Origin of the sequence: Herbidospora cretacea, assembly GCF_001570605.1 — a bacterium.
GTDB lineage: Bacteria > Actinomycetota > Actinomycetes > Streptosporangiales > Streptosporangiaceae > Herbidospora > Herbidospora cretacea.
The window spans coordinates 296,990-311,964 of the sequence record NZ_BBXG01000008.1; the positions used below are offsets into that span (position 1 = coordinate 296,990).

The 14,975-nt window shown below is 72.3% G+C and carries 12 protein-coding genes; 6 read left to right on the forward strand and 6 right to left on the reverse strand.

Features of this window, described 5'->3' with window-relative positions:
• Positions 1-86 precede the first annotated feature (86 nt).
• The gene (locus tag AW270_RS18250) at positions 87-2,213 is read left to right on the forward strand and encodes an AfsR/SARP family transcriptional regulator (protein WP_169807331.1); all 2,127 of its coding nucleotides are present in this window, start codon (positions 87-89) and stop codon (positions 2,211-2,213) included.
• A 54-nt stretch (positions 2,214-2,267) separates the two neighbouring features.
• Here AW270_RS18250 and AW270_RS18255 read toward each other — a convergent pair whose 3' ends face one another.
• The 3 genes from AW270_RS18255 to mmsA all read right to left on the reverse strand — a co-directional run bounded on the left by AW270_RS18255 (position 2,268) and on the right by mmsA (position 6,293).
• Positions 2,268-3,389: a substrate-binding domain-containing protein gene (locus tag AW270_RS18255; protein ID WP_082801635.1), complete on the reverse strand. Its 1,122-nt coding sequence runs from the start codon at positions 3,387-3,389 to the stop codon at positions 2,268-2,270.
• Positions 3,390-3,453: 64 nt separating this feature from the next.
• Entirely contained in the window at positions 3,454-4,749 is a 1,296-nt protein-coding gene (mmsB, locus tag AW270_RS18260) for a multiple monosaccharide ABC transporter permease (RefSeq protein WP_061295682.1), read from the reverse strand.
• On the reverse strand, positions 4,746-6,293 hold the full coding sequence (mmsA, locus tag AW270_RS18265) for a multiple monosaccharide ABC transporter ATP-binding protein (RefSeq protein WP_061295685.1): 1,548 nt from the start codon (positions 6,291-6,293) through the stop codon (positions 4,746-4,748). The genes mmsB and mmsA overlap by 4 nt, the downstream gene beginning before the upstream one ends.
• Positions 6,294-6,491: 198 nt before the next feature.
• On the opposite strand from mmsA, the gene AW270_RS18270 reads away from it, so the two are divergent.
• Both AW270_RS18270 and AW270_RS18275 read left to right on the forward strand, forming a co-directional pair.
• Positions 6,492-7,679 carry an ROK family transcriptional regulator gene (locus AW270_RS18270; RefSeq protein ID WP_218009263.1) on the forward strand — a complete coding sequence of 396 codons (1,188 nt, stop codon included), beginning with the start codon at positions 6,492-6,494 and terminating at the stop codon, positions 7,677-7,679.
• Between the two features lie 79 nt (positions 7,680-7,758).
• A complete protein-coding gene (locus AW270_RS18275; protein ID WP_061295694.1) occupies positions 7,759-8,337 on the forward strand; it encodes a dihydrofolate reductase family protein in 579 nt (192 codons plus the stop codon).
• Here the strand turns inward: AW270_RS18275 and AW270_RS18280 are convergent.
• On the reverse strand, positions 8,319-9,047 hold the full coding sequence (locus AW270_RS18280; protein ID WP_082801636.1) for a helix-turn-helix domain-containing protein: 729 nt from the start codon (positions 9,045-9,047) through the stop codon (positions 8,319-8,321). The genes AW270_RS18275 and AW270_RS18280 overlap by 19 nt on opposite strands.
• Positions 9,048-9,070: 23 nt before the next feature.
• A complete protein-coding gene (locus AW270_RS18285) occupies positions 9,071-9,811 on the reverse strand; it encodes a VOC family protein (RefSeq protein WP_061295697.1) in 741 nt (246 codons plus the stop codon).
• 54 nt (positions 9,812-9,865) lie between these two features.
• Here AW270_RS18285 and AW270_RS18290 point away from each other — a divergent pair, with 54 nt between their 5' ends.
• Together AW270_RS18290 and AW270_RS18295 are read left to right on the forward strand one after the other, a co-directional pair.
• Complete coding sequence (locus tag AW270_RS18290; RefSeq protein ID WP_061295701.1) at positions 9,866-11,791, forward strand: hypothetical protein; 1,926 nt, start codon at positions 9,866-9,868, stop codon at positions 11,789-11,791.
• Entirely contained in the window at positions 11,788-13,131 is a 1,344-nt protein-coding gene (locus AW270_RS18295; protein WP_061295706.1) for an extracellular solute-binding protein, read from the forward strand. Before AW270_RS18290 ends, AW270_RS18295 begins: the two co-directional genes overlap by 4 nt.
• 4 nt (positions 13,132-13,135) lie before the next feature.
• Here the strand turns inward: AW270_RS18295 and AW270_RS18300 are convergent, their stop codons facing one another.
• Positions 13,136-13,897 (reverse strand): SDR family oxidoreductase, encoded by a 762-nt coding sequence (locus tag AW270_RS18300; protein WP_157522175.1) that lies wholly within the window; start codon positions 13,895-13,897, stop codon positions 13,136-13,138.
• Between the two features lie 149 nt (positions 13,898-14,046).
• On the opposite strand from AW270_RS18300, the gene AW270_RS18305 reads away from it, so the two are divergent.
• The gene (locus AW270_RS18305) at positions 14,047-14,880 is read left to right on the forward strand and encodes a helix-turn-helix transcriptional regulator (protein ID WP_061295712.1); all 834 of its coding nucleotides are present in this window, start codon (positions 14,047-14,049) and stop codon (positions 14,878-14,880) included.
• The last annotated feature ends 95 nt before the right edge of the window (positions 14,881-14,975 follow it).

Here is a 14,975-nt window from a genome sequence, read left to right on the forward strand (position 1 = left end):
CGGGGACGCCGCCGGGCCCCAAGTGCCTGAACTGAAGAATGGAACCAAAATCCCAGTATGTGAACAATATGTGGTATTGCCGGTCTATGCGGTTTCGTGTCCTCGGCACACTGGAAGTCCGCTCCGACGGCCACCGCGTGGTCCGGCTGGGCGCGGCCAAGCAGCGGGTTCTGCTGGCCGTTCTGTTGCTGCACGTCAACCGGCCGGTCCACGTCGACCGGCTCGTCGACGCCCTGTGGCCGCAACGCCCGCCCCGGACCGCCGCCGTGGCCCTGCGGACCTACGTGTCGGCGCTGCGCCAGGTGCTCGGCCTGGCCGGGCGGGCGGAGACGCCGCTGCTGTCGACCGTGCCCAGCGGCTACGAGATCCGCCTGACGGCGGCCGACCTCGACCTGCTGACCTTCGAGGACCTGGCCGCCCAGGGCCGCCGCGCCCTGACGGCGGGACGGCCGGGCCTCGCCTCGGAACGGCTGCGCGGCGCACTCGGGCTGTGGCGGGGCCGCCCGTTCGAGGACGTGTCCCTCGATCCCCGGCTCGAACCCGAGCTGATCCGCCTGGAGGAGCGCAGGCTGGCCGCCCAGGAGACGTGGATCGAGTCGCAACTGGCCCTCGGCCACCACGACGACCTGCTCGCCGAACTGGGCGGCCTCGTCGCCGAGCAGCCGCTGCGCGAGCACCTGCACGCCCAGTGGATGCTGGCGCTCTACCGCTCGGGCCGCCAGGCCGAGGCGTTACGGGCCTACCGCGAACTGCGGCGGCGTCTCGCCGAGGACCTGGGCATCGAGCCGAGCCCGCCGCTGCAGCGCCTGCACCACCAGATCCTCGGCGGCCACACCGACCTGGCCGCCCCGACGGGCATCCCGCCCGTCGTCCCCCGGGAGCTGCCGCGCGACATCGCCAGCTTCACCGGCCGGACCGCCGAGATCGCCTTCCTGGACGCCGCCGCGCAGGGCTCCCCGATGATCGGCGCCGTCGACGGGATGGCCGGGGTCGGCAAGACGACGCTGGCCGTGCACGTCGCGCATCGGCTGGCCGACCGCTACCCCGACGGGCAGCTCTTCGTCGACCTGCGCGGCTTCACCCGGGGCGGCGCGCCGGTCGACCCCGGCGACGCCCTCGACCAGCTGCTCCGCTCGCTCGGCGTCCCCGGCGACCGCATCCCGCACGACCCCGGCGCGCGCGCCGCCCTCTACCGCACCCGGCTGGCGGGCCGCCGCGTCCTGGTCCTGCTCGACAACGTGGCCACCGAGGCGCAGGTCCGCCCGCTCCTGCCGGGGTCGCCGGCCTGCCTGGTGCTGATCACCAGCCGCCGCAGGCTGGCCGGGCTGGAGGACGTCCGCCCGCTCTCGCTGGACGTGCTCCCCCGCCCCGACGCGGTCACCCTGTTCGCCCGCACCGCCGGGGAGCAGCGCGTCAGCGGCGAGGCGCCGGGCCTGCTCGCGGAGATCGTGGAGCTGTGCGGGCGGCTGCCGCTGGCGATCAGGATCGCCGCCGCCCGCCTGCGGGTCCGCCCCGGCTGGACCCCCGCCCACCTGGCCGACCGCATGCGCGACCACCAGCACCGCCTGGGCGAACTGGAGGTGGGCCCGCTGAGCATCGCGGCCGCGCTCGACCTGTCCTACCACCACCTCACCCCCGGCCAGCAGGACATGTACCGCCTGCTCGGCCTGCACCCCGGCCCCGACATCGAGCGTCAGGCCGCCGCGGCCCTGGTCGGCACCACCGTCCAGCACGCGGGCCGTCTTCTGGACGATCTGGTCGACGTCCACCTGCTCCAGGAACCGGCCCCGGGGCGCTACCGCTTCCACGACCTCCCCCGCGCGCACGCGAGCGCCACTTTGGCCGACGAGGACACCGACCACGACCGCCAGGCGGCGCTGACGCGCCTTTTCGACCACTACGTCCAGACGGCGTCGACGGTGGTGGAGACCGATCTGGTCAACCTGCTCGCGGTGGCCGTCCACGCCGCGCGGCACGGCTGGCCCGCGCACGCCCTCGACCTGTCGGCGACCCTGCACCGGCACCTGCACGAGTGCGCGCGGTACGACGACGCGCGGGTCCTGCACCGGACCGCGGTCCACGCGGCGCGGGCGATCGCGGCGCTGTGCGACCTGGGCGACGACCACCTGGCGCAGGGGCGCTTCGGCCCGGCCGCGGAGTACTTCGAACGCGCTCTGAAAATGGTGGGGACGGACCGCCCGGGCCACGCGTGAACGGGAGGCGCGGATCGGGCGGTCCGCCGAACTCAGCCCTGTGTCAGCCCTGTGTCAGCCCTGGGTCAGGGGGGCCAGCTTCGGGTCGTTGGCGTACGCCTCGGCGGCGTTGTCCTTGGTCACGATGACCGGCGGGAGCAGGTACGACGGCACGACCTTGACGCCGTTGTCGTACGACTCCTTGTCGTTGATCGTCGGCTCGTTGCCGGCCTGCAGCGACTTCACCATGCCGATCGTCTCGGCGACCAGCTTGCGGGTGTCCTTGTTGATCGTCGAGTACTGCTCACCGGCCATGATCGACTTGACCGACTCGACCTCCGAGTCCTGGCCGGTCACGACGGGGATGTCCTTGCCGGCGCCCTTGACCGAGGTGATGATCGCGCGGGCCAGGGTGTCGTTCGGGGACAGGACGCCGTCGAGCTTCTTGTCGCCGTTGTAGGTGGAGGTGATCAGGGAGTCCATGCGCTGCTGGGCGCCCTCGGCCTTCCAGCCCTGGATGGCGGTCTGCTTGACGTCGGTCTGGCCGGAGCCGACCACGACGTCGCCCTTGTCGATGAGCGGCTTGAGCACGTCCATCGCGCCGTTGAAGAACACGCCCGCGTTGTTGTCGTCGGGCGAGCCGGAGAACAGCTCGATCGTCCACGGGCCCTCGGGCTTCTTGGCCTTCATGCCGTCCAGGAGCGCCTGGCCCTGGAGCTGGCCGACCTTGAAGTTGTCGAAGGCGATGTAGTAGTCGACGTCGGGGGTGTTGGTGATCAGCCGGTCGTAGGCGATGACCGTCGCGCCGGCCTCCTTGGCCTGCTTGACCTGGGTGGTGAGCTGCGCGGCGTCGGTCGCGCCGATCACGATGACCTTCGCGCCCTTGGTGACCATGGCGGAGATCTGGGCCTGCTGGTCGGCGACGGTGGTGGAGGCGCCCGCGTACTGGACGTCGGAGGTGAACCCGGCCTCCTTGAGGCCGTTGGTGAACAGGTCGCCGGCGAGGACCCAGTTCTCGGAGGTCTTGGACGGCAGGGCCACCCCGATGAGGGCGTCGGCGGCGAAGCCCTTGGCGGGGGCCGCGCTGCCGCCGGCGTCGGCGGGGGCCGCGCCTTCGCGCTCGGAGCCGCAGGCGCTCAGCGTGAGCAGCGCCGCGACGCCGATCATCGCGACGCTCCTGGTCAGATATTTCCGCATGGTGGAACGAGCCCTTCTTCAGAGGTGATGTCACGAGCGCGTGGGGACGCGCCCGGGGGATGGGTCAGCCGGAGACCGGCGCTTTGCCGGCGTCCGTCAGGGAGGTCGTGCCGGTCGGTGGGGGCGGATCGTCGCGGCGGAAGGGCCGCATCAGCGTCCCGATGATCGAGAACCGCCCCTGGCTCTTGTTGTAGACGTCGAAGGCGACCGCCAGGAGCAGGACCAGGCCCTTGATGATCTGGACCATGTCCGAGCCGACGCCTTCGAGCTGCAGGCCGTTGTTGAGCAGGGCCATGACCAGGCCGCCGACGATCGACCCGCTGATGGTGCCGAGGCCGCCGGAGACGGCCGCGCCGCCGATGAAGACGGCCGCGATGGCGTCGAGCTCCCAGCTCAGCCCGTCTTGGGGGCCGGAGGCCGACGACCGCGCCACGAAGATCATCCCGGCCAGCGCGGCCAGGACGGACATGTTCATCATGACGAGGAAGTTGACCCGCTTCAGCTTCACGCCGGACAGTTCGGCGGCGCGGGAGTTGCCGCCCACGGCGTAGATGTGCCGGCCGCCGATGGTGTTGCGGGTGTAGTGGGAGTACACCAGCACCAGGCCGATCAGGATGATGCCGGAGATCGGCAGGCTGGTGCCGACCCGGCCGCCGGCGAAGCGCAGGGTGGCGAACACGATGACGCCGACCATGACCGCCATCCGCAGCACCGAGATCCACATCGGCGCGACGTCGGCGTTCATCTCGCGCCGGGTCTGGCGCGACTTCAGCTCCCGCCAGATCACGGCCGCGCACGCGGCCAGGCCGAGCAGCAGCGTCAGGTTGTTGTAGCCGGTGTCCGGGCCCACCTCGGGCAGGAACCCGGCCCCGATCGCGCGGAACCCCTCGGGCACCGGGACGGTGTCGGCGTTGCCGATGTACTGGTTGCCGCCGCGGAACAGCAGCATGCCGGCCAGCGTCACGATGAACGCCGGCACGCCGACGTAGGCGACCCAGAAGCCCTGCCAGGCGCCGATCAGCGCGCCGACGGCGAGCCCGAGCAGGATGCCCACCGGCCAGGGCAGGGAGAACTCCTGCATGGCCTTGGCCACCACGATGCCGGTGAAGGCGGCGACCGAGCCGACCGACAGGTCGATGTGCCCGGCCACGATCACCATCAGCATGCCGATGGCCAGGATGAGGATGTAGGAGTACTGGCTGACGACGGCGATCAGGTTGCCCGAGGTCAGCGTGAGGCCGTTGGTCCAGATCTGGAACAGCAGCACGATGGCCACGAGGGTGAAGATCATGCCGAACTGGCGGGCGTTGGAGGTGGTGCCCCCGAACAGGTTCTTCTGGAGGTCTTTGATTCGGCTCATCGGATCGGCGTCTTCTTGGTAGAGGTCATCTGTTTCATGAGGTGCTCCGGATCGGCCTCGGCGCGGGGGACCTCACCGGTGACCGTGCCTTCGAAGACCGTGTAGATGCGGTCGCACAGGCCGATGAGCTCGGGCAGCTCCGAGGAGATGACGATGACGCCCTTCCCCTGGTCGGCCAGCCGCTGGATGATGCCGTAGATCTCGTACTTGGCGCCCACGTCGATGCCGCGGGTGGGTTCGTCGAGGATCAGCAGGTCGGGGTCGGTGAACATCCACTTGGCCAGCACGACCTTCTGCTGGTTGCCGCCCGACAGCTTGGTGACGCCCTCGTCGACGCTGGGGGTCTTGACCCGCAGGCTCTGGCGGTACTCCTCGGCGTAGCGGTACTCGCGCACCTGGTCGATGACGCCGTGGTGGGCGACCTTCGGCAGCTTGGCCGCGACCATCGAGGTCTTGATGTCGTCGAGCAGGTTGAGGCCGATCGCCTTGCGGTCTTCGCTGACGTAGGCCAGGCCGTGGTCGATGGCCTCGGACACCGTGCGGAGCCGGACCTCCTCGCCGTCCTTGAAGATCTGGCCGCTCAGGTAGACGCCGTAGGAGCGGCCGAACAGGCTCATCGCCAGTTCGGTGCGCCCGGCGCCCATGAGGCCGGCGAACCCGACGATCTCGCCGCGCCGGACGTTGAAGCTCGACCCCTTGCACACCAGCCGGTCGGCCGAGATGGGGTGGCGGACGGTCCAGTCGCGCACCTCGAAGAAGACCTCGCCGATGTTCGGCGTGTGGTCGGGGAAGCGGCTGTGCAGCTCGCGGCCGACCATGCCGCGCACGATGCGGTCCTCGTTGACGCCGTCGGCCTTGACGTCGAGGCTCTCGATCGTGCGGCCGTCGCGCAGGATGGTGATGGTGTCGGCGACGGCCTCGATCTCGTTCAGCTTATGGGAGATGATGATCGAGGTCACCCCGCGCCCGCGGATGCCGCGCAGCAGGTCGAGCAGGTGCCGGGAGTCGGCCTCGTTGAGCGCCGCGGTGGGCTCGTCGAGGATGAGCAGTCTCACGTCCTTGGCGAACGCCTTGGCGATCTCGACGAGCTGCTGCTTGCCGACGCCGATGTCCTTGACGAGGGTGTCGGGGTCCTCCTGGAGCCCGACCTCCGCCATCAGCTCCAGCGCGCGCCGCTGCGCAGCCTTCCAGTCGATCCCGCCCCGCTTGCGCGGCTCGTTGCCGAGGAAGATGTTCTCGGTGATCGACATGCCCGGCACCAGCGCGAGCTCCTGGTGGATGATGACGATGCCCGCGTGCTCGCTCGCGCGGATGTCGGAGAAGCGCACCGGCTCGCCCTGGTAGACGATCTCGCCGGTGTAGGTCCCGTGGGGATGGACGCCGCTGAGCACCTTCATGAGCGTCGACTTGCCGGCGCCGTTCTCCCCGCAGATGGCGTGGATCTCGCCCTGCCGGACCTCGAGGTTCACATCGGCCAGCGCGGTGACACCGGGAAACGTCTTGGTGATCGACCGCATCTCCAGCAGGACCGGAGCACTCCTCATGTCCGAGTCTCCGTGGTCACAGCTTTTCCTCACTTGATTCATGACTTAGTTGTTAGAACTATCCGAAGGACAATAAATCCAATGGATTTACTAAGTCAACGCTCTGGTGCAGACTGTGACCCGTCAGACGAGCAGGAAGGACCATGAGTGCGACAGGCAGGTACAAACCTTCCCAAAGTGGGACGATACAACCAGGCAGTGGTGCTGGACCAAATCCAGCTCGCCGACGGCATCAGCCGGGTTGAGATCGCCGAACGCACCGGGCTCACTCCGCAGACCGTCTCCGGCATCGTCCGCCGGCTCATCGACGAGGGCATGGTGCGGGAGGACGGCGCCAGCCGCGTCCTCAACGGAGGCAAGCCGCGCACCACACTCCGCCTCAACCCCGACGCGCGGGCCGCGATCGGCGTCCACTTCGACCCGGTGAAACTCACCTGCACGGTGGTCGACCTCATGGGCAGGCCGCTGGCCGTCCGGCGGCGGCCGGTGGCCCCGGGCACCGACCCCGCCGACGTCGTCGCCGCGATGGCCGCGCTCGTCGGCGAGGTGCTGACCGAGTCGCGGGTCCCCGCCGAGCGGGTGCTGGGCGTCGGGCTGGCCGCGCCGGGCCCGCTGGACCAGAACCTCGGCCTCATCGTCGCCCCGCCCCAGCTCGCGAACTGGACGCGCGTGCCGGTGCAGCGCATGCTCGCCGAGGCCACCGGGCTGCCGGTCACGCTCGACAACGACGCCACCGCCGCCGCCGTCGGCGAACGGTGGTCCGGCGCGGGCAAGGGGGTGGCCCACTTCGCCTACCTCTTCTTCGGCACCGGCGTCGGCGGCGGCCTCATCCTCAACCACCAGGTCTACCGGGGCGGTTCGCTGAACGCCGGCGAGTTCGGCCACTCGACCGTCCTCGCCGACGGACCCGAGTGCTACTGCGGCAACCACGGCTGCCTCGAAAGCCTCGTCAACCCGTCGGCGCTCGTCGCCCAGGTGCACGAGCGGCTCGCCGCCGGACGCGCCGGCGCGCTGTCCGGCCCCTACGGTATCGACCCGGCCTCCGTCGACCACGCCGCGATCCTGCTCGCGGCGGCGCAGGGCGACCCGCTCGCCGTCGAGGTCGTCGACGAGGCCGCCCGGCACGTCGCCTCGATCGCCGTCAGCGTCGCCAACTTCGTCGACGTCGACCTCATCGTCCTGGGCGGCCACGGCATCGAGCACGTCGAGGACCGGTTCGTCGCGGCCGTCGCCGCCGCGCTGTCCACCCGGCCGCTGTCCCGGCACGTCCGGGTCGTCGACGTGGCCGCCTCTCCGCTGGGCGCGGACGCGGCCGTGATCGGGGCGGCGACACTGGTCCTGCACACCACGTACTCGCCGCAGCTGTCGGACTTCCTGTCCCACTGACGTTTCCGTACAAGACGGGCGCACGGCCGCTTCCTAGCATTGCCGGGCAGCACCGTCCCGGCACTGAGGAGAACTACGCATGCGTGAACTCGTGTACACCGCGTTCGTTTCGCTCGACGGCAAGGTCGACTCCCCCGGCGGCGGGCCGGGTGAGGACCACCGGAGCGGTGGCTGGGTGGTCAAGGACATCGAGTTCCTCCCCGAGGCGTTCTCGCTGAAGGGCGAGGAGCTGGAGGAGACGACGGCGCTGATGTTCGGGCGGCGCAGCTACGAGATGTTCGCCCCCACCTGGCGCGACTCCGACGACCACGCCCCCTACAAGGAGCTGCCCAAGTACGTGGTCTCCGCCACGCTGCCCGACTCGGCGCTCGTCGAGGGGTGGGGGCCGACGACGATCCTGCGGTCGGCCGAGGACGTCGCCGAGCTCAAGAAGGGCGAGGGCGGCGCGATCTTCATCCACGGCAGCGCGGAGCTCGCCCGGCGGCTGTCGGAGGCCGGTCTGATCGACCGGTACAACCTGCTCGTCTTCCCGGTGCTGCTCGGAGCGGGCAAGAGCCTGTTCAGCGACGCCGACATCGACAAGCGGACGCTGCGCCTGCGGGCGTCGGAGTCCTACCCGAACGGGATCGTCAAGCTGCTCTACGACGTCGTCGGCTGATCCAGGTTCAGGTCCAGGTCCAGGTTCAGGGCGATCGCGCCGCCGGTGCCCTCGCGGAGCTGCCCGGCGGTACGCCCCACGTAGCGGCGCAGGGCGCGAGCCAGGTGGGGCTCGTCGAAGTAGTCGAACTTGGTGACGACGTCGGCGACCGGGGTGCCGGCGGCCAGCAGCGCGGCGGCGGCGCGGACGCGTTCGATCTGGCGGACCGCGCCCCGGGTCAGACCGGTCGCGGCGCGGAAACGGCGTTCGACGGTGCGGTCGGAGACCTCGGGGCGGTGGCCCCGGCGGATCTCGGCGACGAGCGGGTCGCGGACCACCAATCCGGCGCGCACCAGCCGGTCGACCAGGGCCTCGGCGTCGTCGGGGCCGGGGATGTCCCAGCGGTGGCCGTCCAGGCGGAACGTCGTGCGGGTGGTGCCGGGGAGTTCGAGGCCGCCGTCGACCAGGGTCGGCGCGGGCGCGGCCCGGAGCCAGGTGCCCACGGCGAACTCGATGCCGACGAAGGTCGCGCCCTCCGGCACGGGGGCGGTGCCGGTCCGGGTCTCGGGGCCGGTGACGCTCGCGTACGTCCCGCCGTCGCGTTCGTGGAACACCAGGCCCCAGCAGACCGCCGCCACCGAGGTCATCTCCGACACCCGCTCGCTCGTGCACGTCCACACGGTGTCGATCCAGGGCGAGTCGGACGCGCGATTCGCAAACCGCAGATTCACCCGAGAAGGATAGGCGCAGACCGTCAGGGCCCGGCCAGGACGCAGAACTCGTGGCCCTCCGGGTCGGTCAGGCACGTCCACGGGACGTCGCCCTGCCCCAGGTCCAAGTCGCTCGCGCCCAGGTCCCGCAGCCGGGTCACCTCCGCCGCCCCGTCGTCGCCGGGTGAGGGCAGCAGGTCGAGGTGGAGACGGCCGGGCCCGGTCTTCCCGCCCGGCACGCGGAGGAACTCCAGGTAGGGGCCGGCGCCCTCGGCCGAGCGCAGCGTCGCGTACGCGTCGGTCACCCGGTGGGGCGTCCAGCCGGTCGCCCCGGCCCAGAACCGGGCCGTCGCCCGTGGGTCGGCGCAGTCGACGACCACCGCGGCGATCGGGCCGGTGTCCCGGTAGACCTCCCGGGGTTCCAGCACGCAGAACTCGTTGCCCTCCGGGTCGGCGAGGACCGTCCACGGCACCTCGCCCTGGCCGATGTCGACGGGCGTCGCGCCCGCCTGCCGGAGGCGCGCGACCAGCTCCGCCTGGTGGGCCTCGGAGGTGGTGGCCAGGTCGAGGTGCACCCGGTTCTTCGCGGCCGTCTTCGGCTCGGGGACGGGGACGACGTCGACGCCGAGGAAGACCGGGTGGGGCCAGACGAGGCCACCGGCGGGGCCGACGTAGGTTGTCACGCCGGGGCTGTACGCGGTCCAGCCGAGCGCCTGCGCCCAGAACCGGCCGACCGCCGGGGCATCGACCGCCTTGACGTTCACCTGGACAGGTCGCAATGCCATACCGGCGATCCTATGCACCGGCCTCACCCGCGTCTCCCGGGGCAGGATGGAATCATGACCGAGTCCACGCCCCCGGCCGAGGGCGAGGAACGGCCGACGCGGCTCACCAAGGCGGTCCGTTTCCTGGAGGCCGCCGCGGCGGTCGTCGCGGCCCTGACCACCCTGGTCGCGGGCGGGAACGCGATCCTCAAGGAGCTCGTCGGCGACGACCCGTGGGCGGCGCAGCTCGCCACGGCGGGCGGGTTCGTCCTGCTGGTGGGGCTCACGGTGGGGTGGCTGATGAGCCGGCGGGGGATCCGCAACCGGTTCGTCGGGCTCTGGCGGAAGGCCTGGCCGGGGCTGCTGTGGCTGCTGGTCGTGGTCACCGCCATGGGCGTGGTGTCGCTGGGGCTGACCTTCGACCGCTGGCTGGCGCTGCGGAACGACCCGTGCGCGCCGCCGCTCGAACTGACCGTCATGGTCCCGCCCGAGGACGTCGGCGACTTCGACGCGCTCGCGCGGGAGCACGAGGCCGGGCTGGCCGTCGCCGGGTGCCCGCTGGTGCGGGTCGGGGTGCGGCCCGCTCCGCCGGTGTCGCGGCTGGCGGGGGCGATGGCGGCCGGGTGGCGTACCGGCGACGGGGCGCGGTTGCTGGGGCCGCGCCCGGACATGTGGGTGGCGGAGAGCACCGCGGTGGCCGACGCCGTGCTGACGGTTCCCGGGGTGGCTCAGGGGGTGGCGGCGCAGCGGCTGGGGTCGGTGGCCACCGACGACCTGGTGCTGGCGGTGCCGGAGGCGCAGCGCCGCCGACTGCAGGACACCCTCGCCGGCGCGGCCGCCGCCGGGCCGGCGGAGACACGGGATCTGCTGCTGCGTCACTTCACCCAGGAGGGCAGGCAGGTCCGGCGGGCCGACCCGCTCATGTCCGGCACGGGGCTGGCGGCGATGCCGATGATCGGCGAGTCGGCCGTCTTCGGGTCGACGGCAGAAGCGGAGAGCAGGCTGCGGGCCGCCGACACGAGCCGGTACGCCGACCCGCTGGAGCTGCTCTGCCGGTTCCGGGACGGCACCATGCTCGGGCCCGCGACCACCACGGCCACCAGTGAGGAGCTGCGGAGGTCGGCTCTGGTCGTACCGGCTCATCTTCGCCGGCAGTACCAGGACGGGCTGCGCGACCGCTGCGCCACCCCGCTCGGTCAGGGACAGTGGGAGCAGTTGCCGCTGGTCGCGCCGCTGGGCCGCCTCGACTACCCGGCGGTGCTGCTGACCTGGCCCGACCGGCGGGGCGCGGCCCGTGCGGCGGCGGTGCGGAGGCTGGCGCTGTGGCTGGCGGCCGAGCAGCGATTGGGGAGCCGCCACTTCGGGCCGCCCGCGCCCGCCGGGCCCTCTCCGTCGCAGACGCTCGCCGACCTGCGCACGGCGCTGGCCGCCGCCGTGCGGGCCGAGCGCAGCGTCGCCGTCGCGCTGCTGCTCGACGGGTCGGGGTCGATGCGGGCCCACCTGCCCGGCGGGGTCGGCGCGGTCGAGGACATCCTCGACGCGCTGCGGTCGACCGACGAGGTCTCCCTCACCGTGCCGCGCCGTCTCGCCGCGGGCGGCGACGGACCGCCGGAGATCCGGCAGGAGTACGCGCTGGAGACCGCCGCACTCCAGGCCGACGACATCCGCCGGTACGTGCAGCAGTGGACGCCCCGCGCCTGGGACCTCGACCTCGACACCGCGGTCGGGCTGCTGGCGGCCGCCCGCGCCGACGCCGACGTGTTCGTGGCCGTCACCGACACCGCGCCCGGCACCGCCGCCGACCTGCGCGGCACCGTGTCCGGCCTCCAGCGGCGGGTGAGCGGGCTGGCCACCGAGGCACGGCTGGCCATCGTCAACGTCGGCCCCTCCCCCTGTCCCGGCGCCCTGCCCGAACCCGGAGACCAGGACGCTTCGGTGACCTGTGTCCGGCTCGCCGATCTCGACGTCGAGCGCCTGCTGACCTGGGCGAGGTCCGCATGATCCGCCGTCTGCTGGCCGGCGCCCTGGTGGGCGCGGTGCTCGGCTGGCTCGCCTTCGGACCGCCCTGGCGGTCCTCCGGCACGTCCGCCTGCGCCTCCCCCGCCGGAGTCCTGACTGTGGCGGCGGGCTGGGACGAGAGCGTCGACCAGCAGCGGGCCCGGATCATCGGAGCCTGGAGCCACAACGGCTACCGGGCCTCCTTCACCCAGATCTCCCCCGTCACCGACGAGAAGCGGGTCGAGATGGCCGCCTCCGCCGGCGACTGCCCGTTCGACGTGCTGATCCTCGACGTGGCCCACCTGGCCGAGTTCGCCGCCTCCGGCGCGATCAGCGAGGTGACCCTGCCGGCCGGCCGCTCGTTCCTGCCCCGGACCGTGGAGGCGGGCGCCTACCAGGGCCGTCAGTACGGCGTGCCGTTCGCCGCCGACGTACCGCTGCTCTACTCGCGGGGCGACACCGCCGAGCTCGTCCGGCGCGCGTGGGGACGTGAGCCGGTGACCGGGAGCCCGGTCACCGGCACGGTCATCGTGCAGCTCGACGACGACTACGAGGGCGCCTCGGTCAACCTCATGGAGGCCATCGGCCTGGCCAATCTCGCCAACTTCGGCCAGGAGGTGCCGGACGCCGCCGCGCTGCGGCGGGCCTTCCAGCCGGGCCTCGACCGGTGGGCCCGCCTCTACCGGGAGAACCCGGGCATGCGCGCCTCGGCCGAGTTCAAGGAGCGCGACAGCGTCGAGGAGTTCCGCCTGTCCCCCGGGCCGGTGGTGATGCGCAACTGGCCGTCGTCGTTCGGCGCGCTGGCCGCCGCCGACCGGTTCCGCACCGACGACGGCCGCCTGTCGTTCACGATCCAGCCGGTGCCCGGCGGGGTGCTCGGCGGCTCGGTGCTGGCGATCTCCAGCGGCCTCGACGACGCCCGAGCGGAGGCGGCCCGCGCGCTGATCGGCCACCTGACCCTGCCGCAGACCCAGGCCGAGCTGTTCACCTGCGGGAGTTACGCCCCGGTGCTGTCGGAGTCCTACGACCTCGACACCTTCGCCGCGCTCGGGTTCACCGTCGCCGACGGCTGCCTCGACCTCGGCGACTCCCCCGACGCGGCGACCTACCGCGCCGACTTCCGCACTCTGGCCACCACCGTGCGCGCCGCCGTCGCCGACGCGAAGCTGCGCCCGCCGATCCCCCACTACAGCAGGTTCAGCGAGGTCTTCCGGCGGTGCGCGCGGGCCATCGTCACCGGCGCGGTGACCGATCCCGGCGACGACTACTACCGCACCTTCTCCGACGCCCTGTCGCGCGCGGTCACCGGGCGGCTGACCGAGGGCGGCGGGGTCTGCCGCTGACGCCTCAGCCCGGCTGGCGGGTCGGCATGATCGTCACCTGCTGGAGGTTGACCCGGGGCGGCAGGGCCGCGAGGAAGCCCACCGTCTCCGCCACGTCCTGCGGCGTCAGCCACTCGATCACCCCCTTGGTGCTCTCCAGCCAGGCCTGGACGTCCTGGTCGGTGACATGGCCCGCGAGCTCGGTGCCGACGATGCCCGGCTCGATCGCCGAGACCCGCACGTCCTTCGCGCCCAGCTCGGCGCGCAGGTGCCGGGACAGATGCGTCACGTACGCCTTGGTCCCGGAGTAGACGGCGAAGCGGGGCAGGATGCTCTGGGCCGCGATGGAGGAGGTGTTGACCAGGTCGGCGACGCCCCGGGCCGCGGCGGCCTCGACGAGATGGGGGACGAACGCCGCGACGGCGTTCATCAGCCCCGAGACGTTCAGGTCGATCTGCCGCCGCCACTGGCCGACCGCCAGCTCCTCCACGGGCGCGGGCAGCATCACCCCGGCGTTGTTGAGGAGCAGGTCGGCGGGGCCCCACTCCGACCTGACCCGGTCGGCGGCGGCCAGCACCGCCCCGGCGTCGGTGACGTCGGTCACCAGGGGCAGGGCGTGGCCGCCGTTCTCGCCGATGCGGGCCGCCAGGTCGTCGAGCCGGTCGGAGCGGCGGGCCAGGAGGGCGACCCGGGCGCCCAGCGCGGCCAGGTGCCCGGCGGTCGCCTCGCCGATGCCGCTGGAGGCTCCGGTGATCACCGCGACGCGGCCGTCCAAGGAGGACATCATTCGTCTCGCCTTCGTCGAGAGGGATTCGTCCTCCCAGCTCACCAGGGCGGACGGGTGGCCGGCGGCGTACAGGTGGCCCGGGTCCGGCTGGTACTCGCAGGGCCACCCTGGCGGCTCGGGCATCGGGCGGGCGCGGTGACACTGGGGGGATGGACCGCAGCCATGAGACCGCCGACTTCCTGCGCAACCGCCGGGCCAGGCTACGGCCCGACTCCACCGGGCTGCCCGGCGACGGGCGGATCCGCCGGGTGCCGGGCCTGCGCCGCGACGAGGTCGCCCGGCTGGCCGGGGTCAGCACGGAGTACTACACCCGCCTGGAGCAGGGGCGGGGCGGCCACCCCTCCCCCGAGGTGGTCGCCGCCCTGGGCCGGGCGCTGCGCCTGGACCCGTCCGAGCAGGAGCACCTCACCGACCTGCTGCTGACCCGCACGTCCGCGCCCCGCCGGGTGACGGTCGCGCCGCAGCGGGTGCGGCCGGGGCTGCACATGATGCTGGGGACGCTCGACCAGGTGCCGGCGTTCGTCATGGGACGCCGGACCGACGTCCTGGCCTCGAACCGGCTGGCCCGCGCGGTCATCACCGACTTCGAGGCCCTCCCGGCGCCCCGGCGCAACATCGCCCGCCACTGCCTCCTCGACCCGGAGGCGCGCGAGCGGCTGATCGACTGGGAGCGGTGCGCCGTCGAGACCGTGGGCATGCTGCGGCTGGAGGCCGGCCGCCACCCCGACGACCGGCTCCTGGCCGAGCTCGTGGAGGAACTGGCCGTCGAGTGCCCCGAGTTCACCGGCTGGTGGAACGACCACCGCGTGCTCCGGCGCACCCACGGCACCAAGCGGTTCCGCCACCCGGTCGCCGGTGAGCTGGAGTTCTTCTACGAGTGTCTCCAGGCCCCCGGCGACGACGACCAGTCGCTCTGCGTCTTCAACGTGGAGCCGGGTTCGCCGACCGAGCGGGGGCTGCGGCTGCTGTCGCCCCCAAAGTGATCGTCCGATGAACATTCTGTGGCCACGGGCCGTTGGCCTGCGGTTCAGGTGAGACTCCAACACTCTTCCGGTCGGGGAAACACCGCCTTCGGGCG